At 64.2% G+C, this 24,938-nt stretch carries 27 protein-coding genes; 16 read left to right on the forward strand and 11 right to left on the reverse strand.

Annotated features, from left to right (window positions below):
- Positions 1 to 3: 3 nt before the first annotated feature.
- Positions 4 to 1,365, reverse strand: a complete 1,362-nt coding sequence (locus CRO48_RS15055; protein ID WP_097140684.1) for an NAD(P)-dependent oxidoreductase — start codon at positions 1,363 to 1,365, stop codon at positions 4 to 6.
- A 255-nt stretch (positions 1,366 to 1,620) separates the two neighbouring features.
- Here CRO48_RS15055 and CRO48_RS15060 point away from each other — a divergent pair, with 255 nt between their 5' ends.
- Entirely contained in the window at positions 1,621 to 2,574 is a 954-nt protein-coding gene (locus tag CRO48_RS15060; RefSeq protein ID WP_097140685.1) for a sugar-binding transcriptional regulator, read from the forward strand.
- A gap of 48 nt (positions 2,575 to 2,622) precedes the next feature.
- On the opposite strand, the gene CRO48_RS15065 is transcribed toward CRO48_RS15060, so the two are convergent.
- Positions 2,623 to 3,093 carry a VOC family protein gene (locus CRO48_RS15065; RefSeq protein WP_097140686.1) on the reverse strand — a complete coding sequence of 157 codons (471 nt, stop codon included), beginning with the start codon at positions 3,091 to 3,093 and terminating at the stop codon, positions 2,623 to 2,625.
- Positions 3,094 to 3,407: 314 nt separating this feature from the next.
- On the opposite strand from CRO48_RS15065, the gene CRO48_RS15070 reads away from it, so the two are divergent.
- The 8 genes from CRO48_RS15070 (at position 3,408) to CRO48_RS15105 (ending at position 12,442) form a co-directional block, all read left to right on the forward strand.
- On the forward strand, positions 3,408 to 4,721 hold the full coding sequence (locus tag CRO48_RS15070; protein WP_097140687.1) for an ABC transporter substrate-binding protein: 1,314 nt from the start codon (positions 3,408 to 3,410) through the stop codon (positions 4,719 to 4,721).
- Positions 4,722 to 4,965: 244 nt separating this feature from the next.
- Complete coding sequence (locus CRO48_RS15075) at positions 4,966 to 5,838, forward strand: carbohydrate ABC transporter permease (RefSeq protein ID WP_097140688.1); 873 nt, start codon at positions 4,966 to 4,968, stop codon at positions 5,836 to 5,838.
- A 4-nt stretch (positions 5,839 to 5,842) separates the two neighbouring features.
- Complete coding sequence (locus CRO48_RS15080; protein WP_097140689.1) at positions 5,843 to 6,673, forward strand: carbohydrate ABC transporter permease; 831 nt, start codon at positions 5,843 to 5,845, stop codon at positions 6,671 to 6,673.
- Positions 6,674 to 6,684: 11 nt separating this feature from the next.
- A complete protein-coding gene (locus CRO48_RS15085) occupies positions 6,685 to 7,686 on the forward strand; it encodes an ABC transporter ATP-binding protein (RefSeq protein WP_097140690.1) in 1,002 nt (333 codons plus the stop codon).
- Positions 7,683 to 8,456, forward strand: a complete 774-nt coding sequence (locus CRO48_RS15090) for an L-iditol 2-dehydrogenase (protein ID WP_097140691.1) — start codon at positions 7,683 to 7,685, stop codon at positions 8,454 to 8,456. Before CRO48_RS15085 ends, CRO48_RS15090 begins: the two co-directional genes overlap by 4 nt.
- Before the next feature lie 143 nt (positions 8,457 to 8,599).
- Positions 8,600 to 10,084 carry a mannitol dehydrogenase family protein gene (locus CRO48_RS15095; RefSeq protein ID WP_097140692.1) on the forward strand — a complete coding sequence of 495 codons (1,485 nt, stop codon included), beginning with the start codon at positions 8,600 to 8,602 and terminating at the stop codon, positions 10,082 to 10,084.
- An 83-nt stretch (positions 10,085 to 10,167) separates the two neighbouring features.
- Complete coding sequence (locus CRO48_RS15100; protein WP_097140864.1) at positions 10,168 to 10,854, forward strand: HAD family hydrolase; 687 nt, start codon at positions 10,168 to 10,170, stop codon at positions 10,852 to 10,854.
- Positions 10,855 to 10,858: 4 nt separating this feature from the next.
- Positions 10,859 to 12,442, forward strand: a complete 1,584-nt coding sequence (locus tag CRO48_RS15105; RefSeq protein ID WP_097140693.1) for an FGGY-family carbohydrate kinase — start codon at positions 10,859 to 10,861, stop codon at positions 12,440 to 12,442.
- A gap of 296 nt (positions 12,443 to 12,738) precedes the next feature.
- Here the strand turns inward: CRO48_RS15105 and CRO48_RS15110 are convergent, their stop codons facing one another.
- On the reverse strand, positions 12,739 to 13,530 hold the full coding sequence (locus CRO48_RS15110) for a response regulator (RefSeq protein ID WP_097140694.1): 792 nt from the start codon (positions 13,528 to 13,530) through the stop codon (positions 12,739 to 12,741).
- A gap of 191 nt (positions 13,531 to 13,721) precedes the next feature.
- On the opposite strand from CRO48_RS15110, the gene CRO48_RS15115 reads away from it, so the two are divergent.
- The 3 genes from CRO48_RS15115 (at position 13,722) to CRO48_RS15125 (ending at position 16,071) form a co-directional block, all read left to right on the forward strand.
- On the forward strand, positions 13,722 to 13,880 hold the full coding sequence (locus CRO48_RS15115; protein WP_176526778.1) for a NepR family anti-sigma factor: 159 nt from the start codon (positions 13,722 to 13,724) through the stop codon (positions 13,878 to 13,880).
- Between the two features lie 5 nt (positions 13,881 to 13,885).
- The gene (locus CRO48_RS15120; RefSeq protein ID WP_097140865.1) at positions 13,886 to 14,437 is read left to right on the forward strand and encodes an RNA polymerase sigma factor; all 552 of its coding nucleotides are present in this window, start codon (positions 13,886 to 13,888) and stop codon (positions 14,435 to 14,437) included.
- A gap of 119 nt (positions 14,438 to 14,556) precedes the next feature.
- Complete coding sequence (locus CRO48_RS15125; RefSeq protein WP_097140696.1) at positions 14,557 to 16,071, forward strand: sensor histidine kinase; 1,515 nt, start codon at positions 14,557 to 14,559, stop codon at positions 16,069 to 16,071.
- Positions 16,072 to 16,115: 44 nt separating this feature from the next.
- Here CRO48_RS15125 and CRO48_RS15130 read toward each other — a convergent pair whose 3' ends face one another.
- From CRO48_RS15130 to CRO48_RS15155, 6 genes are all read right to left on the reverse strand, one after another.
- Positions 16,116 to 16,556, reverse strand: a complete 441-nt coding sequence (locus CRO48_RS15130) for a hypothetical protein (RefSeq protein ID WP_097140697.1) — start codon at positions 16,554 to 16,556, stop codon at positions 16,116 to 16,118.
- A 214-nt stretch (positions 16,557 to 16,770) separates the two neighbouring features.
- Positions 16,771 to 17,148 carry a hypothetical protein gene (locus CRO48_RS15135; RefSeq protein ID WP_097140698.1) on the reverse strand — a complete coding sequence of 126 codons (378 nt, stop codon included), beginning with the start codon at positions 17,146 to 17,148 and terminating at the stop codon, positions 16,771 to 16,773.
- Positions 17,149 to 17,240: 92 nt separating this feature from the next.
- Entirely contained in the window at positions 17,241 to 18,029 is a 789-nt protein-coding gene (locus CRO48_RS15140; protein ID WP_097140699.1) for a heme ABC transporter ATP-binding protein, read from the reverse strand.
- A gap of 28 nt (positions 18,030 to 18,057) precedes the next feature.
- Positions 18,058 to 19,134 carry a FecCD family ABC transporter permease gene (locus CRO48_RS15145; RefSeq protein ID WP_245423543.1) on the reverse strand — a complete coding sequence of 359 codons (1,077 nt, stop codon included), beginning with the start codon at positions 19,132 to 19,134 and terminating at the stop codon, positions 18,058 to 18,060.
- A 25-nt stretch (positions 19,135 to 19,159) separates the two neighbouring features.
- Positions 19,160 to 20,107, reverse strand: coding sequence for a heme/hemin ABC transporter substrate-binding protein (locus tag CRO48_RS15150; RefSeq protein WP_097140701.1), 948 nt, complete (start codon positions 20,105 to 20,107; stop codon positions 19,160 to 19,162).
- 11 nt (positions 20,108 to 20,118) lie between these two features.
- Positions 20,119 to 21,177 carry a hemin-degrading factor gene (locus tag CRO48_RS15155; protein WP_097140702.1) on the reverse strand — a complete coding sequence of 353 codons (1,059 nt, stop codon included), beginning with the start codon at positions 21,175 to 21,177 and terminating at the stop codon, positions 20,119 to 20,121.
- Positions 21,178 to 21,470: 293 nt separating this feature from the next.
- Between CRO48_RS15155 and CRO48_RS15160 the strand changes: the two genes are divergently transcribed.
- From CRO48_RS15160 to CRO48_RS15175, 4 genes are all read left to right on the forward strand, one after another.
- Complete coding sequence (locus CRO48_RS15160) at positions 21,471 to 21,902, forward strand: hypothetical protein (protein WP_097140866.1); 432 nt, start codon at positions 21,471 to 21,473, stop codon at positions 21,900 to 21,902.
- Between the two features lie 46 nt (positions 21,903 to 21,948).
- Positions 21,949 to 22,854: an energy transducer TonB family protein gene (locus tag CRO48_RS15165; RefSeq protein ID WP_141402059.1), complete on the forward strand. Its 906-nt coding sequence runs from the start codon at positions 21,949 to 21,951 to the stop codon at positions 22,852 to 22,854.
- 435 nt (positions 22,855 to 23,289) lie between these two features.
- Positions 23,290 to 23,685 (forward strand): DUF2325 domain-containing protein, encoded by a 396-nt coding sequence (locus CRO48_RS15170; protein ID WP_245423544.1) that lies wholly within the window; start codon positions 23,290 to 23,292, stop codon positions 23,683 to 23,685.
- Positions 23,682 to 23,966, forward strand: coding sequence for a hypothetical protein (locus CRO48_RS15175; protein ID WP_097140704.1), 285 nt, complete (start codon positions 23,682 to 23,684; stop codon positions 23,964 to 23,966). Before CRO48_RS15170 ends, CRO48_RS15175 begins: the two co-directional genes overlap by 4 nt.
- A gap of 57 nt (positions 23,967 to 24,023) precedes the next feature.
- On the opposite strand, the gene CRO48_RS15180 is transcribed toward CRO48_RS15175, so the two are convergent.
- The gene (locus CRO48_RS15180; protein ID WP_097140705.1) at positions 24,024 to 24,389 is read right to left on the reverse strand and encodes a DUF423 domain-containing protein; all 366 of its coding nucleotides are present in this window, start codon (positions 24,387 to 24,389) and stop codon (positions 24,024 to 24,026) included.
- Between the two features lie 13 nt (positions 24,390 to 24,402).
- The gene (locus CRO48_RS15185) at positions 24,403 to 24,804 is read right to left on the reverse strand and encodes a group II truncated hemoglobin (protein WP_097140706.1); all 402 of its coding nucleotides are present in this window, start codon (positions 24,802 to 24,804) and stop codon (positions 24,403 to 24,405) included.
- Positions 24,805 to 24,938: the final 134 nt, after the last annotated feature.

Raw genomic sequence — 24,938 nt, forward strand, 5'->3', positions numbered from 1 at the left:
CCTTCAAGCGACGGCAACGGTGGGATTTGCCGCGGCGGCAAGTGCCCGGTTGATCGAATCGGCCGCATCGCGGCCCTGCGCGACGGAGGTGACCGTGAGGTCCTCGCCGGCCTTGACGCAGTCGCCTCCAGCCCACACCCGCGCCATCGACGTCCGGCCCTCCGCATCGATGGCGATGCGGCCGGCCTCCAGGCGGAGATTGCCGACGCCTGCGGGGTCGAACGTCTGGCCGATCGCCTTGAAAATCTGGTCGGCGGCAAGGATGCCGGTCTCGCCGGTGCCGACCAGCCTGCCGTCCTGCATCGCGGTGTATTCGACCTCGATGCCGGCCACCTTGCCGTCCTTGCCGATGATGCGCTTCGGCTGCAGCCAGTGGCGGATCATCACGCCCTTGGAGGTGGCGAGCTCCTGCTCGAATTCCGAGGCGTTCATGTGCTCCTTGCCGCGGCGGTAGCAGATCGTCACCTCCTCGGCGCCGAGAAGCTTGGACTGGATGGCGGCATCGATTGCCGTCATGCCGCCGCCGATCACGACGATGCGGCGGCCGATGGCGATGTCGGCCTTGTTCTCGACCTGGCGCAGGGCGGCGATGAAATCGACCGCATCCTCGACGCCGGAGAGCTGTTCGCCCTCTGTTTTCAGCGCGTTGACGCCTGCAAGCCCCATGCCGAGGAAGACGGCATCGAAGTTCTCCGTCAGCTCGCCAAGCGTGAAGTCGCGGCCGAGCTTCTGGCCGTTGCGGATCTCGATTCCGCCGATGGAAAGCAGATAGTCCACTTCGCGCTGGGCGAAATCGTCGGTCGATTTGTAGGTGGCGATGCCGTACTCGTTCAGGCCGCCGGGCTTCACGCGTGCGTCGAAGACGATGACGTCGTGCCCGTTCATGGCGAGACGATGCGCGCAGGCAAGGCCGGCCGGCCCGGCACCGACGACGGCGATGCGCCGGCCAGTTCTTTCGGCGCGCCGGTAGAACTGGGCGTTCTGTTCCATGGCGATGTCGGTGGCGTAGCGCTGCAGCCTGCCAATCTCCACGGGGCGTTCCTCGGCGGTATTGCGCACGCAGACCTGTTCGCACAGCGTCTCGGTGGGACAGACGCGCGCGCACATGCCGCCCAGGATGTTCTGGTCGAAGATGGTCTTGGCCGAACCGATCGGATTGCCGGTCGAGATCTGGCGAATGAACATCGGAATGTCGATGGAGGTCGGACAGGCCGTCATGCACGGCGCGTCATAGCAGAAGTAACAGCGATCGGCCGCCACCAGCGCTTCATGATGATCGAGCGGCGGATGCAGGTCGGAGAAATTCTTCTCATAGTCGGCGGGCGCGAGCCTGCCGCCATGAATCCCAGATACGTTCGTTCCCATTGTTGTCTCCCATTTTGATTGGGCTTTAATGGTGAAACGGTAACACGCTTTATTTTTTTATCAAACGGTAAAATTTTGGGATGAAATGCCGGAAATCCAGGCGTTCCGGCAACTGAAAACATGAGGAAAACGGTTATATTTCGATCCCTCGGAGCGGTGTGCGACGGGTTGCACCTATGTCGCGGTCGCGACGAGATATTTGACAGCACGGCGCAAATGATGGCAGCAAATCGCCAGGGATGAGAGGGTACGCAGATGGCGAGGCGATCCGAAACGGGCGGCAGGCTGGACGACGCGGCGAGGGCTGGCTGGCTCTATTATGTCGCCGGTCGCACGCAGGACGAGATCGCCTCCGCCATGGGCATTTCCCGGCAGTCGGCGCAGCGGCTCGTTTCGCTTGCCGTCGCCGAGCGGCTGATCAAGGTGCGGCTCGACCACCCGATCGCGGAATGCCTGGAACTGGCGCAAAAGCTCAAGGAACGCTTCAATCTTCGCCATGTGGACGTAGTTCCGTCCGATCCGGATTCGACCTCGACCACCGTCGGGATCGCCGAAGCGGGGGCGGCCGAAATCGAGCGCTGGCTCAAGCGACCCGATCCGATCGTCCTTGCCGTTGGCACCGGGCGCACGCTGAAGGCGGCGATCGACCAGTTGCCGTCCATGGAATGCCCGCAGCACCGCATCATGTCGCTGACCGGCAATATCGGCCCTGACGGGTCGGCGGCCTATTACAACGTCATCTTCAGCATGGCGGATGCGGTGAAGGCACGGCATTTCCCGATGCCGCTGCCGGTTCTTGTATCCTCGGCCAAGGAGCGCGACCTGCTTCACGAACAGAGCCTCGTGCAATCGACGCTGAAGCTTGCGCGGGAGGCTGCTGTCGCCTTCGTCGGCATCGGCGAACTCGGTCCGGAGGCGCCGCTTTGCGTGGACGGCTTTTTGGATCGGGAGGAAATGGCCGAACTGATGAAGAACGGCGCGGCGGGAGAGATCTGCGGGTGGATGTTCGACCGAGACGGACAGCTTCTTTCCGGCAGCATCAACGAGCGCGTCGCCTCCGTCCCACTGCCGCCGCGCGACAAGGCGGCCGTGATCGGCCTCGCCAAGGGCCAGCGCAAATACCTGGCTATTCTGTCGGCGCTGAAAGGCCGGATGATCAACGGGCTGATCACCGACGAGGCGACGGCGAAGTACCTGCTTTCTGCGTGAGGCGGCGGGCGTCGCCCGCCCCCGCCGCGACGCGCGCTTCGCCCGCTCTCAACCCCGGGCGGCAGCTTCCAGTCCCGCAATGTCGAACTTGACCATTTTGAGCATGGCTTCGGTGACGCGCTTGACCTTTGCAGGATCGGGATCGCTCATCAGTTCGCCGAGCCGACGCGGTGTGACCTGCCAGCAAAGGCCCCAGCGGTCGCGCAGCCAGCCGCACTGTTCGGTCGCGCCGCCTTCGCCCAGCGCCTGCCAGAGACGGTCGATCTCGGCCTGCGTATCGCACTCGACGACGATCGAGAAGCTGTGGTTGAACGCGTCGAGCGGTCCGGCCTCGATTGCCATGTAACGCTGGTCGCCAAGCGTGAAGCCGGCGATCTTGACGCTGCCGGGCGGCCCGCTCGGCGTATCAGTGGGAAGGGTCGTTATCCAGTCGACCGTCGAGCCGGGGATCTGCGAGGCGTAGAAGCGGATGGCTCGCTCCATGTCCCTTTCGAACCAGAGATGCTGCGTGACCTTCATCGCGTGCTCCTTTCATCGCGTTTGCCCGACCGTGTCCGGGGCGGGCCTGATCCAAGGACGAAGCGGGGCGGCCGATGCCGACAGTTCGGCGTGACCATTTCCCTGCGTGCGGAATCGGAGGGCATCGGAGTGGCTTTCAGGTCTGCGTTCTAACGCCGGCGGCTCCGTTCGCAGCACAAAGACTGCAACGATATCAATTGGCTGCCTTTGGTCTTCTGCATTGCAGCACAGAATGGCCGTTGACTTTTTCTGCGATAGTGTGAGTAATTGCCCATGAGCGAAGCAAATGCTCATAACCCTTCTGGGAGGAAGACATGAAATTGAAGACGCTGCTGCTGGGCGCGTGCTCGGCCGTTGTCCTGTGCGGATTTGCGAATGCGGAAACCCTGACGATCGCCACCGTGAACAACGGCGACATGATCCGCATGCAGAAACTGACGGACGACTTCACCTCCAAAAATCCGGACATCCAGCTCGAGTGGGTCACGCTCGAGGAGAACGTGCTGCGCCAGCGCGTCACCACGGACATCGCCACCAAGGGCGGCCAGTACGACGTGCTGACCATCGGCACCTACGAAGTGCCGATCTGGGCCAAGCAGGGCTGGCTGCTGCCGCTCGAAAATCTCGGCGCCGACTATGACGTCGACGACCTGCTGCCGGCGATCCGTTCCGGCCTGACGGGCGAGGACGGCAAGCTCTATGCCGCGCCGTTCTATGGCGAAAGCTCGATGGTGATGTACCGCAAGGACCTGTTCGAGAAGGCCGGGCTGACCATGCCCGACGCCCCGACCTGGGAGTTCATCGCCGACGCTGCGCGCAAGATCACCGACAAAAACAACGAGATCTACGGCATCTGCTTGCGCGGCAAGGCGGGCTGGGGCGAGAACATGGCCTTCCTGACTGCGACGGCGAACGCTTTCGGCGCGCGCTGGTTCGACGAAAACTGGCAGCCGCAGTTCGACCAGCCCGAGTGGAAGAACGCGCTCGACTTCTACGTCAAGCTGATGAACGATGCCGGCCCTCCGGGCGCATCCTCGAACGGCTTCAACGAGAACCTGGCGCTCTTCCAGACCGGCAAGTGCGGCATGTGGATCGACGCGACCGTCGCTGCTTCCTTCGTGACTAATCCGAAGGAATCGACGGTTGCCGACAAGGTCGGTTTCGCACTCGCTCCGGACACGGGCCTTGGCAAGCGCGGCAACTGGCTCTGGGCCTGGAACCTCGCGATCCCTGCCGGCACGCAGAAGCAGGCAGCCGCCGAGAAGTTCGTCGCCTGGGCGACCGGCAAGGAATACCTGAACCTCGTCGCCGAGAAGGAAGGCTGGGCCAACGTACCTCCGGGCACCCGCACCTCGCTCTACGAGAACGCCGAGTACCAGAAGGCGGCGCCGTTCGCGAAGATGACGCTGGACAGCATCAATGCGGCTGACCCGAAGAACCCGGCCGTCAAGCCGGTGCCTTATGTTGGTGTCCAGTTCGTTGCGATCCCCGAGTTCCAGGGCCTCGGAACGGCGGTCGGCCAGCAGTTCGCAGCCGCGCTCGCCGGGCAGGTCAGCGTCGACCAGGCGCTGCAGAGCGCGCAGCAGCTCGCCGTGCGCGAAATGACGAAGGCCGGCTACATCAAGTAGGCTCCCAAGGCCCGGTGCAGTCGCCAATACCGGCTGCACCGGGGTTGAGGTTCCATCCTCTCTTCTCCGGAGGAGGGAGCCTCCTTGCTGGCGCCGTCGGGCCGTATTTCCGGGCCCAAGCGGGATGCGTCCCGAAGCGCGGCGCCGGCCTTTTCGAAGAAAACCTCACGCGCCTTTCTTCCGACGGCCGGATTTCCGCCGGACAGTTTCGGAAGGCGGGCGGGCAACCTGACCGGGAACTGCCATGGCCACCCTTCACACCCGATCCGCCGCCCGCGCGATGATGGCACCCTCGGTGCTGCTTCTGCTCGCCTGGATGGTCGTTCCGCTGGCGATGACGATCTATTTCTCCTTCCTGCGCTACAATCTCCTGATGCCGGGCATGGAGGAATGGGCAGGCTTTTCGAACTACAGGTACTTCCTGACGGATCCGGCATTCTTCCAGGCGCTGTTCAACACGCTCGCGATCGTGCTCGGCGTCCTGCTGATCACGGTGATCGGCGGTATCGCGCTGGCGATCCTGCTGGACCAGCCGATGTTCGGGCAGGGGATCGTGCGCATCCTGGTGATCGCGCCGTTCCTGATCATGCCGACGGTTGCGGCGCTGGTCTGGAAGAACATGTTCATGAACCCGGTGAACGGCCTGTTCGCCCATCTCGCCAAGGCGGTCGGCCTGCAGCCCTACGACTTTCTCAACAACTCGCCGCTGATGTCGATCATCGTCATCGTCGCCTGGCAGTGGCTGCCGTTCGCGACGCTGATCCTTCTGACCGCGCTGCAGTCGCTCGACGAGGAGCAGAAGGAGGCGGCACAGATGGACGGGGCTGGCGCATGGTCGCGCTTCATCTACCTGACGCTGCCCCATCTTTCGCGGGCCATCACCGTCGTCATCCTGATCCAGACGATCTTCCTGCTCTCTGTTTTTGCCGAAATCCTCGTCACCACCAATGGCGGTCCCGGCACGCAAAGCACCAACCTGACCTTCCTCGTCTATGCGCAGGCATTGCTGCAGTTCGACGTGGGCGGCGCATCCGCCGGCGGGATCATCGCCGTCATCCTCGCCAATATCGTCGCATTCTTCCTGATGCGCATGATCGGCAAGACCCTGGAGGCGTGAGACCATGGCCCGCAACGTTTCGACACAGAGAAAGATCGTCGTCACCGTCGCCGCCTGGGCGATCGGCATCCTGATCTTCTTCCCGATCCTCTGGACGTTCCTGACGAGCTTCAAGACGGAGGCGCAGGCGATCGCATCGCCGCCCTCGCTCTTCTTCTTCGACTGGACGATGGAGAACTATCACGAAGTGCAGGCGCGTTCCGACTACTTCAAGCACTTCATGAATTCGGTGGTGATCTCGATCGGCTCGACGCTGCTGGGGCTGATCATCGCCATCCCCTCGGCCTGGGCCATGGCGTTTTCGCCGACGCCGAAGACCAAGGACGTGCTGATGTGGATGCTCTCCACCAAGATGATGCCGCCGGTGGGCGTTCTGGTGCCGATGTACCTGATCTTCCGCAACACCGGCCTGCTCGACACGCGTCTCGGCCTCGTCATCGTGCTGACGCTGATCAACCTGCCGATCATCATCTGGATGCTCTACACCTACTTCAAGGAGATCCCCGGCGAGATCCTCGAAGCGGCCCGGATGGACGGTGCGTCGCTCGCCAAGGAGATCATCTACGTGCTGACGCCGATGGCCATTCCGGGAATTGCCTCGACGCTGCTGCTCAACATCATCCTCGCCTGGAACGAGGCCTTCTGGACGCTGAACCTCACGGCCTCGAAGGCAGCGCCGCTGACGGCGTTCATCGCCTCCTATTCCAGTCCCGAGGGCCTGTTCTACGCCAAGCTGTCGGCCGCTTCGACCATGGCGATCGCGCCGATCCTCATCCTCGGCTGGTTCTCGCAGAAGCAGCTCGTCCGCGGCCTCACCTTCGGCGCAGTGAAATAAGGACAACAGAAATGGGAAGCATCACCCTCAATAGTGTCTCGAAGGTTTTCGGCGCTCACACCGTCATTCCTTCCATCGATCTCAAAATCGATGAAGGCGAGTTCGTCGTCTTCGTCGGGCCTTCGGGCTGCGGCAAGTCCACGCTCCTGCGCCTGATCGCGGGACTGGAGGATGTCTCCGGCGGCAAGATCGTCATCGACGGCAAGGACGCCACCGAGCTGCCGCCGGCCAAGCGCCGCCTGTCGATGGTGTTCCAGTCCTACGCGCTCTATCCGCATATGAGCGTGCGTTCCAACATCGCCTTCCCGCTGAAGATGGCCGGCGAGGACACCAGCGTGATCGACAAGAAGGTGGCGGACGCCGCCCGCGTGCTCAACCTCACCGACTATCTCGACCGCAAGCCGCGCCAGCTTTCGGGCGGCCAGCGCCAGCGCGTCGCCATCGGTCGCGCGATCGTTCGCCAGCCGGTAGCGTTCCTGTTCGATGAGCCGTTGTCCAACCTCGACGCAGCACTGCGCGTCAACATGCGCCTCGAGATCAGCCAGCTTCACCAGCAGCTGAAGACGACGATGGTCTACGTCACCCACGACCAGGTCGAAGCGATGACCATGGCCGACAAGATCGTGGTGCTCAACAGGGGCAATGTCGAACAGGTGGGCTCGCCGCTCGATCTCTACCACCGTCCCGACAACCTGTTCGTCGCCGGTTTCATCGGTTCGCCAAAGATGAATTTCATCACCGGCGACATCGCGAAGGGCTATGGAGCGCACACGATCGGGGTGAGGCCGGAGCATCTCGACCTTTCCACCTCCGCAGGCGCCTGGCGCGGCACAGTGGGCGTTGCCGAGCATCTCGGCTCCGATACGTTCCTGCATATCGCGGTCGACAAGGTGGGAACGATGACGGCCCGCGTCGGCGGCGACTTCCCGGTCCGTCACGGCGACCAGGTCTATCTCAGCCCGCAGGAGGGCCGGGTGCATCGCTTCGACGAGACCGGGCTTGCGATCCGATGAAGAGACTCGATGGCAAGAGCGCACTCATCACCGGTTCGGCGCGCGGAATCGGCCGTGCTTTCGCGGAGGCTTATGTGCGGGAGGGCGCGCGGGTGGCGATCGCCGACATCGATGTCGAGCGCGCCCGCCGGACGGCTGGCGAAATTGGGCCTGCGGCCTATGCGGTGCAGATAGACGTCACCAGCCAGCAGTCGATCGACGACGCGGTGGGCGCCTGCGTGGGTGCGGCCGGCGGGCTCGACATCCTCATCAACAACGCGGCGCTGTTCGATCTGGCGCCGATCGTGGAGATCACCCGCGAGAGCTACGACCGGCTGTTTTCGATCAATGTGAGCGGCACGCTCTTCACGATGCAGGCGGTGGCGAAGCAGATGATCGCGCAGGGCCGCGGCGGCAAGATCATCAACATGGCGAGCCAGGCGGGGCGTCGCGGCGAGGCGCTGGTCGCCGTCTACTGCGCGACCAAGGCGGCCGTCATCAGCCTGACCCAGTCGGCGGGACTCAATCTCATCAAGTACGGGATCAACGTCAACGCGATCGCGCCCGGCGTCGTCGACGGCGAGCACTGGGACGGCGTGGATGCGCTGTTCGCCAAGTACGAAAACCGGCCGCTCGGTGAGAAGAAGCGCCTGGTCGGCCAGGAAGTGCCGTTCGGCCGGATGGGTACGGCGGCGGACCTGACCGGCATGGCGATCTTCCTCGCCTCGGCGGAGAGCGATTACGTCGTCGCCCAGACCTACAACGTCGACGGCGGCAACTGGATGAGCTGACGAAGGATCGTCCGCGGCTTTTGCGGGCTTCCGGAAAGACGAAACGAAGGCTGGCGGCGGCGATACGACGCCGGCACGGACAGGCGTTGCACTCTGCAATAACCGGAAGCGGCAAACCCGCGCACGACCGGAAGGAAAAGACCATGACCACCAAACTGTCGCTGGCAAATCTCGAAACGGTGAGCAAGACCGCCGGCGTGCCCGCCTACGCCAGGTCGGCACTGAAGGCCGGCATCGTCCATTTCGGCGTCGGCAACTTCCACCGGGCGCACCAGGCGGTCTATCTCGACGCGCTCTTCAATGCCGGGCGGGATTTCGACTGGGCGATCGTCGGTGCGGGCGTGCTGCCGTCGGACGAGGCGATGCGGGCGAAGCTTGCAAGCCAGGACTATCTGACGACGGTGGTCGAGCAGGACAACAACCGCACCGGCGCGCATGTCACCGGCGCGATGATCGACTATCTCAAGCCCGGCGACGTGGCGTCGACGGTGGCGCGGCTCGCCGATCCTGCCATCCGCATCGTGTCGTTGACGATCACCGAGGGCGGCTACTTCATCGATCCGGCGTCCGGCGTGTTCAATCCCGCCCATCCTGCGATCGCAGCCGACGGCGAGAACCCGGACGATCCGAAGACCGTGTTCGGCCTCATCCTTGCGGGGCTGAAGGCGCGGAGGACAAAGGGAATTGCACCGTTTACGATCATGTCTTGCGACAACATCCCAGGCAACGGCGAGGTGACGCATGCCGCCGTTTCCGGGCTCGCGCGGCTCTCCGATCCGGATTTCGCAGACTGGATCGACGCCAGCGTGGCCTTCCCGAACGGGATGGTGGATCGGATCACGCCGGCAACCGGGCCGCGCGAGATCGGGATCGTCGCAGGCGAATACGGGATCGAGGATCAGTGGCCGGTCTTCTGCGAGGAATTCAAGCAGTGGGTGCTGGAGGACAAGTTCCCGCAGGGACGCCCGGCGCTGGAGACGGTCGGGGTTCAGTTCGTGCCCGACGTCGCGCCCTATGAACACATGAAGATCCGCATCCTCAACGGCGGGCACGCGGCGATCGCCTATCCGGCGGCCCTCCTCGACATCCATTTCGTCCACGAGGCGATGGAAGACGCCGACATCCGCGGCTTCCTCGCCAAGCTGGAGCATGACGAGATCATTCCGGTGATCCCTCCGGTGCCGGATACCAACCTTGCCGACTATTTCACGCTGATAGAGAAACGCTTCTCCAATCCAAAGATCGGCGACACCATTCCGCGTCTTGCCCAGGACGGCTCGAACCGGCAGCCCAAGTTCATCCTGCCGTCGACCGCCGACCGGCTCCGCCGCGGCGAGGACGTCGTCGGCCTGTCGCTCGTCTCCGCGCTATGGTGCCGCTATTTCGCCGGCACGTCCGACAGCGGCAAACCGATCGCCTTCAATGACGCGAGTGCTGCTCGTCTGCAGGCCGCGGCCCTGAAGGCCAAGGACGATCCGGCCGCCTTCCTTGCGCTTTCCGACATCTTCGGCGAGGTTGCGGCCTCCGAGCTGTTCCGGCGGCGATTCGCCCATGCCCTCCAGACCCTTTGGGACAGGGGCACGCGTGCCACGCTGCGGCTCTATCTCGACGACAAGCTGGCGGTGTGACCCGCCTGTGGAATGAAGCAGGTCAAGGCGGTCGGTTCGCGTCCGAAGCGACCGCCCCGTGGCCGGAATACGGATTGGCAAAGATGGCTGCAGGCCCGACCGAGCTGGTGATCTTCGATTGCGACGGCGTGCTCGTCGACAGCGAGCCGATCTCGCTCGCCGTCCTCGTCGATGCGCTCGACGTCGCCGGCGTCAGCATGGATGCCACGGAAGCGACCGAGCGCTTCCTCGGCAAGAGCCTCAAGTCCATGTCGGACATCCTGCACGACGACTACGGGCTTGCGGTGGATGCCCCCTTCCTCGAAGGAATGCGCAAGACGCTCTATGCCCGCTTTCGCGAAGAACTCCAGCCGATCGATGGCATCCGCCAGGTGGTCGATGCGCTGCCGGTGTCGTTCTGCGTGGCCTCGTCCAGCCAGCCCGAGCGCATCCGGCTTTCGCTCTCGGTGACCGGGCTGATCGACCGCTTCGAGCCAAACATCTTCAGCGCCACGATGGTTCGCAACGGCAAGCCTGCGCCCGACCTTTTCCTGCATGCAAGCCGCGCCATGGGCATTTCGCCGGGTTCCTGTGTCGTCGTGGAGGATAGTCCGGCAGGGGTGATGGCGGCCAAGGCGGCGGGGATGCGCGTGCTTGCCTTTGCCGGCGGCTCGCATGCGCGAAACGCGCGCCATCGCGCAGCCCTTTCAAGCCTGGAACCGGACGTCCTGTTTGACGACATGCGGGATTTGCTCCAGTTTGTGGGTGAGGAGAACCCCACGGGAACATGACTTCATGCGCGATCTGATCGTTGCGGTCGATATCGGGACCGGAAGCGCCCGTGCGGGCGTTTTCGATCGGGCCGGCGCCATGCTTGCGCGCGCCGAGCACGCCATCGCGATGAACCGGCCGCGCGAGAATTTTGCGGAGCACGATTCTGAAGACATCTGGAAGGCTGCGTGCTCGGCCGTGCGGGCGGCCTGCGAAACGGCTGGCGTCGGCGCAGACCGGGTCGCAGCGCTCGGTTTTGACGCGACCTGCTCGCTTGTGGTCCGTGACGTGGATGCGGCGCAGCTTTCGGTTTCGGGCGACGAAAATCCGCGCTGGGACACGATCGTGTGGCTCGATCACCGCGCGCTCGAAGAGGCCGACTTCTGCACCGCTACGCAGCATCCCGTGCTCGATCATTCGGGCAAGGTGATGTCGCCGGAGATGCAGATGCCGAAGTTGATGTGGCTGAAGCGGCATCGACCGGAGCAGTGGACACGGGCCGGGTACTTCTTCGACCTTGCGGACTTCATGACATGGAAGGCGACCGGATCGCTCGCGCGCTCGCGCTGCACGATCACCGCGAAATGGAACTATCTCGCCCATGACGGCCGCGGATGGCAAGACGACTTTCTTTCGGCGATAGGGCTTGAGGACCTGCGGGACCGCGGCGCGCTGCCGGCAGAGACGCTGCCCGTCGGAAGCGCGATCGGACACCTGAGCAGGCGGGCGGCGGAAGAACTCGGACTGGATACGGGCTGCATCGTCGGCGCTGGAATGATCGATGCCTATGCCGGCGCGCTCGGCCTTCTCGGCCACCTGACCGGAGAGCCGCGCCGGCTGGAACGCCGGCTCGGCCTGATCGGCGGCACGTCGAGCTGCGTCGTCGCTTTTTCCAAGGAAAAGAAGTTCGGCTTCGGCATGTGGGGACCCTACTACGAGGCCGTGCTGCCGGGGCGCTGGCTGGTGGAGGGAGGACAGTCGGCAACCGGCGCGCTTCTGGACCATATCGTGCGCGTGCACAGCGCCGGCGGGGAGCCGACGCCGGCCACCCACCAGCGCATCGCCAATCGCGTGCGCGAACTTCGGACGCTGGAGGGTGACGAATTCGCCGCACGGCTGCACGTGTTGCCGGATTTTCACGGCAATCGCTCGCCGCTTGCCGATCCGCACGGGCTCGGGGTCATCAGCGGGCTTTCGCTGGACGCAACTTTCGACAGTCTCTGCCGGCTCTACTGGAAGACCTGCGTGGCGATCGTGCTCGGCATCCGCCACGTCATCGACAAGCTCGGCGAGTGCGGCTACGCCGTGGACGCGCTGCATGTGACCGGCGGCCATCTGCACAATCCGCTGCTGATGGAGCTATACCGCGACGTGACCGGGCGACGGCTGGTGGTGCCGAAGACCAGCGACGCGGTGCTGCTGGGCACGGCGACCGCTGCTGCGGTTGCCGGGAGGCTTCATCCCGATCTCGCCTCCGCCGGGGCCGCTATGTATCCCGGCGGCACGGAACTTTCGCCCGAGCCTGCGCACGCGGCAGCCTACGAGCGCGACTACAGGCGATTTCTGGCCCTTTACCGCCATCGCGACGAGCTCGAAAAAATCGTCTGAATAAAAATCGAAACAGCCGGAACCTTTTTTGGTGCGCCGAGTTTCTCCCTCGTCACCGGCAAGCGCATTCCCCCAGTGCGAGGCCCTCGAGCCGGTGAAGATGCCGCGCGCCGTGTCCCCTCCGGCCCGCGGAATTTTAGGCAGCCAGCGCCCCCCGCGCTGGCTGCTCTTATTTTTGCGGATCGTTTTCCGAGGGGTCGAAAAATTTCCGAGAAGCGATAAAAAAAGAGGACGGGGCTAAAGCCGCGTCCTCAGATGTGCTTCAGGCAGGAGCCTCGGGAGAGGTGCCGCGCGCTTTACGCTGCGGCCGGTTGGCTGTGGTTGGTCAGGAGCGCCTGGTTGATCAGCACCTTCACCGTCTCCGGGTGGAAGGGCTTGCTGACGAGGTAGGCCGGTTCGGGGCGCTCGCCGGTCAGGAGCTTTTCCGGATAGGCCGTGATGAAGATCACCGGCAATTGCGCGCGCGCCAGGATGGAGCTTACGGCGTCGATGCCTGAGCTGCCATCGGCGAGCTTCACGTCGGCAAGGATAAGCCCGGGTCTCGTATCGCCCCACAGCTTCTCGGCCTCGCTCTGGGTCCTGGCGATGCCGGTCACATGGTGGCCCATGTCGTTCACCATGTCGGCGAGGTCGAGCGCGATCAGCGGTTCGTCCTCGATGATCATGATGCCGGTTTCGGCCTGCGCGGCGATCTCGCGGAAGCCCTTGTCGAGCAGGGCGCAGACGTCGCTTTCCTCCATTTCAAGTATTTCGGCGGCGTGGGTCGTGGGGAAGCTTTCCATCGTTACCAGCAGCAGGGCCTGGCGGACGCGTGGCGCCACCGCGCTGAGATCGACGCCTGCGGGGGCTCCCGGCGCGATGGACAGCGAATCGCTGATGGAGACCGGAAGCGACGAGATCATGCGCGACAGCAGCCGGAACAGGCAGAGCCGGTCGTCTTCGCTTTGTGCGAATACCGATGGATCCATCAGGATCGCCTCGAGCGTGGCTGCGACATAGGCGTCACCCGAAGCCTGCGTGCCCGTTAGCGCGCGTGCGTATCGGCGAAGGTGCGGCAAGTGTGGTGTAATGCGGTCGGAAATCGGCATCGGAACTCCCCTGTGATGCGTTCGGCTGAACTGCCGGTTGACCAAAGAACGCCGCGCCGCAATTTTGGTTCCGCAAATCAGGAACCTTTTTGACAAGTGCGCATTACCTGTCTCGAAATCCCTTTGTGGCGACAACGCAGACAAATTGAGAGTTCGATATTGTGAAACAACAACAACGACCGGAACATCCGCTGACTTCCGCTGGGGCTGAAGCGCAGATTGCTCAGAAGCTGCGTTCCTTCTACACGTCCGTGCAGGAGGAGCCGATCCCGCAGCAATTCCTCGATCTCCTGGAGAAGCTCGACCTGGCCGAGCAGAGAAGCACTCAGGTGGGGGGCGAAGATCGGTGAGCACGATGGAGGCGACCAACACGTTCAAGCGCGAGCTGCTTTCGATCCTGCCGAGCCTCAGGGCTTTCGCCATCTCGCTCGTCGGGCGCCATCACGAGGCCGACGACCTGGTTCAGGACACGATCATGAAGGCATGGGCCAAGCAGGAGCAGTTCGAGATGGGAACCAACATGAAGGCGTGGCTTTTCACCATCCTTCGCAACGAGCTCTACAGCAAACTAAGGAAGCGTGGACGCGAGGTCCAGGACAGCGACGGCCTGCTGACAGCCAATCTCGCCCAGCATCCGGCGCAATACGGCACGCTGGACATGCAGGACTTCCAGCGGGCGCTTGCGCAACTCCCTGACGAACAAAGGGAAGCAATCATCCTTGTGGGGGCCTCCGGATTTTCCTATGAAGAGGCCGCTGATATCAGCGGTTGCGCGCTCGGCACCATCAAGAGCCGTGTGAACCGCGCAAGGCAGAAGCTGCAGGAAATCCTGCAGATTTCGCACGAGGGCGAGTTTGGACCGGATGCGATCTCCGCGCCGCTGACCTCAAGGGCCTTCGTATCGTAATGGACGCGTGCCATCCGCTTCCCATGCGGGTGGAGGGGTGGTCGGAGAATAGAGATGCAGGCTTCCGGCGCGGGGCAGAGGTACCAGTTGAAGGTATGCATGTCCCGGAAGGATCTCAGATGAACCGGGCAGGCGTATCCGCACCGGCTGCGCTTTCTGCGGCTCTCGCCTCGCCGGAGCGGCTGGAAGCCGTTGCGGCGAGCGTGCCGGCGCATGTCGGGCCGGATGCGGATTTCACCGACATCACGGAACTCGCAGCGGGCCTGTTTGCGGCTCCGATCGCGATCGTCAGCATTATCGGCAAGTCCACCCAGTGGTTCCTGGCGCGTAAGGGCATCACCGAGGTGAGCGCCAGTGCTGCGGACTCCTTCTGTGCGCGGCTGTTGCTCGAGGAAGGCGCCCCGATCACTGTGCTTGACGCTGCCGCGGATCTCAGATTTTCCAGACTGCCCAGCGTCGCCGGCGAACCGCATGTGCGGTTCTATGCCGGCGCGCCGATCTGCCATGCCGGGCAGGCGATCGGGAGCATTTGCGTCTTCGATACCGAAAAGCGAAGCAGCGACGTCAGCGACCAAGCGCTGCTGCATCTGCAGCAGCTTGCCAAGCTGGCAGGATCGCTGCTCCTGTTCAAGGAGGAAGCACGGCGCCGGGCGGTGGCCAATGCGAAGATCACCCGGGAGGAGCAGCGCCAGGCTTCGGCGCTCGATGTCGCCAATGTCGGCAGCTGGCTGTGGAACATCAAGACGGGGGCTGTGACGGGAAACACGCCGCTGATGCGCATGCTCGACCTGAAGCCGGGGGGGAAGCTCACGGCGCGTCGCATCTTTACCGCTATCCACCCGACCGAGCGGAAAACTACCATCGGCAAGCTTCGCGAGGCCCTTTCGAGCGGCGGCGAATACGACGGCATGTTCAGGGCGGGCGCCACCAGCCGGTGGCTTCTGGGCCGCGGACGCGTGCAGGAATGGGATTCGGATGGAAAGCCGTCCATGTTCCTGGGAATCACGCTCGACGTTACCGAAGGGCAGATTGCGTCCGAACGGATGCGGCTCTTGCTCCGCGAACTGAACCACCGGGTGAAGAACACGCTTGCCATGCTGCAATCGCTGGCGCGGCAGACCTTGCGTCAGACCAAGGATCCCGCCGCCTTCATGGAGGCTTTCGCGGGGCGGTTGCAATCGATCTCCGAAGCCCATGGGCTGCTGAGCGACCATGAGTGGGGAACGATCCGTCTGACCACGCTGCTGCAGGCCCAGATCAAGCCCTATGTCGATGATTTCGCAGCACAGGTCGAAATCCACAAGGACGAGGTGAAGCTCGGCCCGGACCAGGCTATCGGACTGGGCCTCGTGCTGCACGAACTTGCGACCAACGCGCGCAAGTACGGAGCACTTTCGGCCACCGGCGGGAAACTGGTGATCACCGCGCGCGTGGTAGAAGAAGACGGGCATCCGGTGTTGAACATGACATGGCACGAGATGGGCGGGCCCACGGTCAAGCCGCCGGAGCGCCACGGGTTCGGCCTCGTTCTGATCGAACGCAGCCTCGACAAGGTGCTCGGCAGCAACGTGCACCTGGAATTCCTGCCGGGCGGGCTGACGGCACTCGTCAGGCTTCCGCTCGACCAGATCTGAAGCGCGGATATCTTTTCAGGAAATCGGAACCGTCAGTTAGTCAGTCAGTCGTCGCTGCGGCGACGGCGTCGCGAGGACGGCTTGAGAAACAGTGCCAGCGCCACGCCGAGTGCGGCGGTGGCGAGGGGATTGCGAACTGCCGAGCCTGCCGCGAGCGCTGCAAGCTGGCCGCGGGCGCGCAAGTCCTGGCGCCGCCTGCGGCGTATCTTGGCTTCGCGCTTGTTCAGATAGACGAGGATGCAGACAAGGATCACGGCCAGCAAAGTCGCGGCGCCGGCGAGCCCGAGGAGGGCGGCGATCGCACCGTGGCGCTGCGCGAGTGCGACCGTCAGGCCGGCGACGGCGAGCGTGTAGGCGGTCAGAAGCAGCAGGCCGGCAAGCAATGCGAAGATGACATTGCGCTTCGAGCGCTGGACCGTTTCCTCGATCCTGTCCTCGACCCTGAACAACAGGCTCTGCGCAAGGGCCGCTACGATCGAAACCATTTATTGCTGCTCCCGAAATTTTTGCTGATTCACGGCGCGGTTGCGACGGTCGCCGAACCGATCATGCCCGCGCACCCGAACAGGCTCGCGGGCAAATTGCAAGGGCTGTCATGCGGGCGGGTCTGCTGCGATCCCTGTGATCGCCAGCCAATCCGCCCGCCATCGCGGTGGACGGGAGCTTCCCCGCCACGGCAAAGCCTTGGCGGCCCCAGCCTTAGCGGCGCAGGATCGCCGCGATGACGAAACCCGCCAGCGCCGCCGCACCGAGTGTGGCGATCGGGTGCTCGCGTACCGTGCGGCGAACCTCGCGACCGGTGTCGCGGTAGCGTGCGGTCAGTTCCCCCAGAATATCCTCGCCGCTCGCAATCAGATCGTCGAGATTGTCGGCGGCGTCGTCGCGCGCCTGGCGTGCGTTCTTCCGGAACATGGAGAAACGGCTGCGCGCCTCGTCTGCGCCGTCGGAAGCCTCCTGTGCCACGAGCTTTGCCAGCGTCGCGATCTGATCGCGCAGATCGGCGATCTGGTCTTCCATCGTCTCGGCTGCTTCGGAAACGGTGCGGTCCTTGCCGCGGGAGAACATTCCGGATGCCATTTCACCCTCCTTTGCCTGTTAATACGCAATACTATGTTGTGGTGCACAACGCGGACGGCGCAAGAAAGTTCCACCTGCGCGCGCAGGCTGGCTCAGAGGATTGCCGTCTGGGGAAGAATGAACGGAGTTCCCGCGGCAGGCAAGCCGCTGACGCGCATCCGGCAACCGAAGACCTCCTCCATTGCCGCATCGGTCAAGACGTCGGCGGGGGCGCCGGCGACCACGACCTTGCCCTTCTTCATCATGATCATGTGGTCGGCGAACATCGCCGTCAGGTTCAGGTCGTGCATCACGGCGATGACGCCGCCGCCGCGCGCGCAGTAGTCTCGGGCCAGTTGCATGATTGTCAGCTGATGGCGGATGTCGAGGCTGGAGACCGGCTCGTCCAGCATCAGGTAACACGGCTCCCCGTCAAGCACAGGCTCCCAGATCTGCGTCAGCACGCGGGCAAGCTGCACGCGCTGCTGTTCGCCGCCGGAAAGCTCCTGGTAGAAGCGTCCCTCGAAACCCTGCAGGTCGACGGACGCCAGCGCTTCTGCCGCGATCGCCTCGGATCGTCCGGCATTGCGGTTCAGGCCGGTGGACAGGCCCATGCGGACGATTTCCCGGACGGTGAAGGGAAAGGCAATGGTGGTCGATTGCGGCAGCACCGCGCGGCGGGTCGCCAGTTGCAGCGGATCGAGGCTGCGCACGTCCCTGCCGTTCACCGTCAGTTCGCCGGTGCTTGCGATTTCTCCCGCCACGGCCTTCATCGTGGTCGTCTTGCCGCAGCCGTTCGGGCCGACGATCGCCGTCACCTGGCCGGGCAGCGCCTGCAGAGAAAGCGCATCGACGATCAGTTTTCCGGCGAGGCGCACGGAGAGTTTGTTGGCACGGATCATGGCAGTCTCATGCGTGTTGGGCCGGCGCTCAGAAGCCGGCGGACGATCGTCCGCGCAGCAGCACCCAGATGAAGAAGGGAGCTCCGGCCAGCGCGGTTATGATGCCGATCGGAAGCTCTGCGGGGGCGACGATGGTGCGTGCGAGCATGTCGGCTGCCAACAGCAGGATGCCGCCGAGGAGGGCAGACGCCGGCAACAGGTAACGATGGTCCGGTCCGATCACCATGCGCAGGATATGCGGTACGACGATGCCGACGAAGGCGATGCCGCCGCTGACGGCGACCGAGGCGCCGACCGCACCCGCGACGCTGACCACGGCGATGTTCTTCAGCTTCTGTACCTTGACGCCCATGTGGAAGGCGGTCGCCTCGCCGAGCGTGATCGCGTTCAGGCCCCGTGAGAGAAAGGGCAGGACGGTCAGCGAGATCAGGATGATCGGTCCCGCGGTCAGAACCTTCGCCCAAGTGGCGCCGGCAAGGGAGCCGAGGTTCCAGAAGGTGACGTCGCGGAGCTGGCGGTCGTCGGCCATGTAGATGAGGATGCCGGTGATCGCGCCGGCGAGCGCTGCGACCGCGATGCCGGCCAGAAGCATGGTTGCGACCGACGTCTGGCCGTACCGCGTGGCGACGCGGTACAGAAGCAGCGTCGTGATCAGTCCGCCGGCAAAGGCGGCGATTGGCAGGGCGAAGCCACCGAAGACGCCGACAAGGCCCATCGGAAGCGCACCGCCGAGAACGATCATCAGAACGGCGCCGAGCGCTGCCCCCGAAGAGATGCCGATCAGGCCGGGATCGGCGAGCGGATTGCGGAACAGGCCTTGCATCACCGCGCCCGACACGGCGAGCGCCGCCCCGATGAGGAGACCGAGCAGGGCACGGGGGAGGCGAATGTCGAAGACGATGATCCGGTCGCGCTGGCTCAGCACCGACGACGGCTCACCCGTCAGCAGCGATACGACCACGTCGACAGCCGACGCGTTGGAAGCGCCGGTCGCAGTCGACAGCAGGAGCGCCAGGAGCGTGAGAACGACGAGTGCGGCAATCACCAGGCGGGCGAGGCCGGCGCGGTCGCCCGAAGCGGCCGCCCGCAGGCTCGACAGCATCATGCCGCGTGCGCCCGGCTTGTCGGCATCACTGAGAGACATCTGCCTTGCCATACAGCCGCTCGTTCAGGTCGCGGATCGCGGACGCCGTCCGGGGACCGAACCCGAGGAGGTGGAGGCTGTTCATGCGGATGATGGTTTTGGAGGCGGCCGCGGGCGTCAGCGCGATGGCGGGATGGGCGAGAAGCTGTTCGTCGCTGCCGTCATGGCCGCCGCCGCGCGACATGACCATGATTGCGTCCGGCTTGGCGTTCGCAATGGCTTCGTCCGACATGGCCTTGTAGCCGGGGAAGGCGCCGTCCGTCGCGTTGACCGCGCCGGCAAGCTTGAGGATGCCATCGGCACCGGTATGGGCGCCCGCAGCCATGACCTTGCCGTCCTGGAAGCTGAGGATGAACAGCACGCGCTTGCGCTCGGACTCGGGACGCTTTGCGGCATCGGCGATCGCCGCGTCCAGCTCGCCGGCAACCTCGTCGGCAAGTGCCCTGGCCTTGTCGGGAACGCCGAGGAAATCACCGACCGTCGTGATCTTGTTGAGGATCGCGGCGCGGTCATAGCCTTCGGCAACGGTCTCGAACGGAATGCCGGCGTTCTTGAGCACGGCCAGCGCGTCCGGCGGGCCGCTGCCTTCGATGGACAGGATTGCGCTGGGATTGACCGCCAGCACGCCTTCGGGCGAGAGCGCCCGCATGTAGCCGACGTCAGGCAGCTTCAGGGCCTCTTCGGGATAGGTGCTGGTCTGGTCGCGGGCGATCAGGCGATTGCCTTCCCCGAGCGCATAGACGATCTCGGTAATCGCCCCGCCGATCGTGACGAGCCGCGAGGTATCGACCTTCTGCACCTCTTCGGCTGCGGCGGTCGCAGGCACACCCGGGAGCGCTGCGGCGAGCGGCAGAAAGAAGGGCGACGTCAGCGCGAAGGCGGCCAGAGCGAATTGCCGAAGACGCGGACGTTGGACGGAAAAGCGGCTCGTCATGTCTTTGTTCCTTACGCGGCGACGCTTGCGTTGTGGCGCGGCAGGCTGTCGAGGATTGCGCGCCATTCGCCGAGTTCCACCATGCCTTCCTTCCGCTTGCCGAAATACTGGATGACCATCTCGCCCCTGGCGTCGTAGGCTTCCAACGAGGTGACGTGGCCGTCCTTGGTCGGCTTGCGCACGACCCAGCACTCCGCGATGTGGTCCTGGCGCAGGTGCAGATGGAACGTCGGGTCCATCACGTTGATCCACGGCCCCATGGGCTGGATGTTGGCGACGGGGCCGGTGTGGATCTGGATCGTGCCGTTGTTGCCGACGAAGCACATGATGTCGGTGGCTCTTTCGGCCGCCGCGCGCATCATCAGTTCGCAGGAATTGCTGGAGACCTGCCAGGCGAAGTCCTCGCCGACGCTGCGAACGGCATCCTGGCGGCCGATCTTCAGCTTCTTCAGCATGCCGAAGAACTGGTGGGTATCGGTCATTTCGCTCCAGTTCTGGCGAAGGGCCTGGACGTCGACCGGGCCGGTCTCGTCGGCCTCCGGGGCGTCGGCCACGACCTCGGCGAAGTCCTGCGACTGATCTTCCAGGCGGAATTCGGCGACGATGGCCTCGTAGGCGGCGAGGTTGGAATTGGCGCGGAGATGGATCTTCTGCACCGCATTGCCGGCGGCGTCGAAGTACTGCAGGCTGCGGCGGAGCTCGCCGTCGTCGCCTTTCTTGGTCACCGCGAAGCCGTGCGCCCAGACCTGCGGGAAGATGCGAAGATCCACGTTCTCGCCGAGAACGATCGAGGCATGCTTGCCGGCGGTAATTTTTTCGTAGACGCCGATCTTCTCATGGACGGCGCTTTCATTGCGGGTCAGGACCATGACTTCGCCGAGCTGTTCTGCCTTTTCCAGCAGCCGGTTGGCGCTGCCGTCGATGCGGATGGCCGAGATGCCGACTTCCGCGGCAACCAGCGCCGCCTCGGAAATGCCGAGCTGGGCTGCAATGTCCCGCTCGCGCAACTTGGGGTTCTCGGCGCGATATGCGCGAATTGCGGAAGGGGTGGGGCGGGTTTTTTCCGTCATGGCCTCTGCCTGTCTCTAAAAAGTCATCAAAATCATAGTGAACGACGTCGCGGACCCGGCTGAATTCCAGGGTTCGTTGCCGATCCGGTTCTGTTTCGCGCTTCTGCAGTCCCCGCGCCGACGTGGGGGATTGCGGGGACCAAAATCGTCGAACTTTCTTGACTTCCATAGTCATATTTATTTATGGACGCAATACCGGATCGGCCCGGCGCTCACAGGTTCGGTGCAATTCCGGATTGAAGCCGGACGCCGAGCTGTCGTACAAGTGCAGCTGTTTCGAGGAGCTAAGGATCATGACGTTTCGAAATGCCGCCCTGACCGCCATGGCGCTTGTCCTGCAAGCCGGCGCAGCCTGCGCGCAGGACGCGGCTGCGGCAAAAGGGCTGCAGATTGAGCTGAATGCCCTGGCGCCTTCGCAAAAGGGGTGCGTTTTCACGTTCGTGGTCGGAAACGATTTGCCGCAGGGCCTTTCCAAGGCGGCGTTCGAGTTTGTCCTCTTCAATGCAAGCGGGACTGTCGAGCGCATGGTGAAGCTGGACTTCCGTGAACTGCCGCAGGGCAAGACCAAGGTGCGCCAGTTCGATCTGCCCGGAACGAACTGCGACAGCATCAAGCGCGTTCTCGTCAACGACGCCGTCTCCTGCGAGGGCGAGGGCGTTGCGGCCGGAGCCTGCATGTCCGGGCTGGTCACGCGCAGCAGCACACCGATCGGTTTCGAGGGCTGAGGCTGGCGAAAGCGCTGCCGTCGAAGATGCAAGTAAGGGTATGATCATGTCCGGCAACAAGGCAATCTGGGGCACGGCTATCGTCCTTTCGCTGATGACGCATGCCGGAGCGGCGGCGATCCTGACCTATTCGCCGGAGCCCGAGCCGGACGTCTCGCAGATCGCGGGTGGGGTCGTCGCCGAAGTGGCGATGCTTGGCAACAACGCGTTCGAGGCGGTCGAGGCCGGGGCCCCGGAAGAGATCCAGCCGACCGAAACGGTCGAGCAGGAGACTTTCGAGCCGGTGACGCAGGAGGTGGCCGAGGTCGAGCCGCAGGAGATCGTTCCCCAGGAGATGGTGCCGACCGAGGTCGCCCCCACGCCGGAGGCGACCGAAATCGTGCCTGAAATGAGCGAGGCCATCGAGGTCCAGGGCGCGGAAGTTGAGATCGCAGCGATACCGATTCCCGAAATAAAGCCGGAAATCGTCGAGAAGCCGCCTGAAATGGTGAAGCCCCTGGAGCGGAAGGCGGAAAAGCCGGTCGAGAAGAAGAAGGTCGAAAATCGCAAGAAGAAGGCCGGCGACAAAGGCGACAGTGCCCAGGCGCTGAGCAAAGGTCAGGTCGACGGCTCCAAGGACGCGAAGACCTCCGCATCGGGTGGACAGAAGAAGGGCAATGCGACGTCGGCCGGCAATGCCGCCGTCAGCAACTATCCGGGCAAGGTCCGTAACAAGATCAACCGTGCCAAGCGCCGCTTCAACGGCAACGGTGGCGGCGTCGCGACGGTCAGCTTCGTGGTGTCAGCGTCCGGGCAGGCCAGCAGCATCCGCATCGCCAGAAGCTCCGGCCAGCCGGCACTCGACGAGGCCGCCCTGGAGGCCGTGCGTCGTGCAGCTCCGTTCCCGGAAATTCCGGATGGTGCCGGACGCGCGTCCTGGCCGTTCAGCGTGCCAATTTCCTTCAAGCGCTGAGGCGCAGTCATTCCGGCCTTTGCGCCGGTAGGTGCGCCACACTGTTTTCTGCGTGGACTGTTTTTGCGCGTGCCGGCAAAGGCTGCGGAAAAACTGCCGGAAAATATGACAAAAATCATCATGTTTATACTTTACTATCAAACTCATGTTTTGTAGGGTCCCGTCGATCCAAACGGAAGCCGGTTACGGCACGAGGAGTGACGCATGCATTCAGGCAGGGACGGCCAGCGCGAGGCAGCGCTCAGGGCCATGATCACGGCGCGCGACGCGCGCATCGCGGCGCTGGAGAAGGAAGTATCTTCGCTCAAGGCGCGCCTGGCTGCGGGTTCTGCCGCCGCAGGCGACGGCAAGGCGCTGGCTGCGCGGGCACCGTCATCGGAAACACGGGTGCAGCGGCCGGTAGAGATCACTCGCGTCAAGCGGCGCAGCATCGAGATCGACAGGCGGGCGGCGCGCCAGCGTCAGCAGGCCGATTCGGCCGAAAGCCAGTCCGATGCCGCGGTCAAGGCCAGCCTGGAGGGACGCAACTTCCTTTATGTCGGCGGCAGGGACTGCCAGGTGGCGCATCTGCGCCAGATCGCAAGCTCCTTCGGCGCCAACCTGATCCATCACGATGGCGGCCTGCGCGAGGCGGTCTCGCGGATCGACAACGTGCTGCCATCCGTCGACTGTGTGTTCTGCCCGATCGACTGTATCAGCCACGATGCCTGCCTGCGGGTGAAGACTGGCTGCAAGAAGTGGGAAAAGGCTTTCGTGCCCCTGCGCAACGGCAGCAAGTCCAGCTTCGAGCGCGCGCTGCAGAGCCTTAGCGAAGGAACACCGGTCCAATGAACGGCGACAAGCCTGAAGGCTTCATGATGATCGGCCTGCACAAGCTTGCCGCGCAGAACGGCGACGGGCTCATTCCGGAGCTTTATGCGCTTCTCACGCGGGAGGCGCGCATGCAGGCGGACAATCCCAACGTGACGGTGTTTCCCGTCTGGGAGGCGCGCTCGCCGGCCCGTGAAGTGCCCTTCGTTGGTGAGGATACGGCACCGGCCGAAGCGCCCGACAATCTCATCGCCTTTCCCGCCCGGGCCACGCCGCCGGGACGCCGAAGCGGCACCGCCTGATTTGCGGGATCCGTCTGCAGGCGCCCTTGCCGTCTCTTTCGGAGCGGTCTCTCCGGGTCAGTCGTCCTTCGGCTTCAGAAGGGCGCCGGCCGCGACCGCAAGCCAGCCCGCCATCATGAGGACGCCGCCGGTCGGCGCCGACATTGGAAACAATCCGTGGCCAAGCGCATGGCGCATGGCGAGGTCGCCGGCAAACAAGAGCGTCCCGGCGACCAGGAGCGCGGCGGCTATCGCTGCGGTGCGCAGGGCGGGCCAGCCTGCATAAAGGGCGACAAGCGCCGGCGCGTGGGCCAGGCACATGGCCGAAGCTCCGCCCATCAGGCGCGGGTCGCCGCTGGCATGCGAGGCCATGGCGGCGCTGATGACGCCGGCAAGACCCAGGATTCCGGCAAAGAAAAGCGTCGCACGTCGCGCTGCAGCCATGGGATCGTGTGCCCTATTCCTGATTGACCATATGTTGTGCCAGTCGCGTCACCGGCTCGAGAATGACGGCGCGCAGTTGCGGCCCCGGGATCGTTTCCTCCAGCGCCCGTCTGAAGCAGAGCATCCAGCCATCGTGTTCGGCGGTGCCGATCGGGGCGACAAAGTGGCGCCGGCGCAGCATCGGGTGCCCGCGCTTCTGCGTGTAGAGCGGCGGACCGCCAAGCCAGCCGCTGAGATACTCGTAAAGCTTTTCCTCGCTGCCCGAGAGATCGTCGGGATGGATGGCGCGGCAGGCGGCCGCTTCCGGCAGCGTGTCCATGAGCGCGTAGAAGCGCCGGGTGAGGGCGCGCACGCCCGCGTCGCCTCCGACGGCTTCGTACAGCGTGATCGTTTCTTTTGGGCTCTCTTCCTGCACCGGTCGTCATCCGCAGTTCGTCTCGCACCGACTGATAGTCCGCCCGCATTGCGGGAGCAATGACATAGCGCAGGCTGTGACAACCGGGCGCGGCCGCAGGGCTTGAAGTTAAACCGTCCAGACGGTATGTTTAG

It is taken from the genome of Rhizobium subbaraonis, assembly GCF_900220975.1.
In the GTDB taxonomy this organism is placed as follows: domain Bacteria; phylum Pseudomonadota; class Alphaproteobacteria; order Rhizobiales; family Rhizobiaceae; genus Mycoplana; species Mycoplana subbaraonis.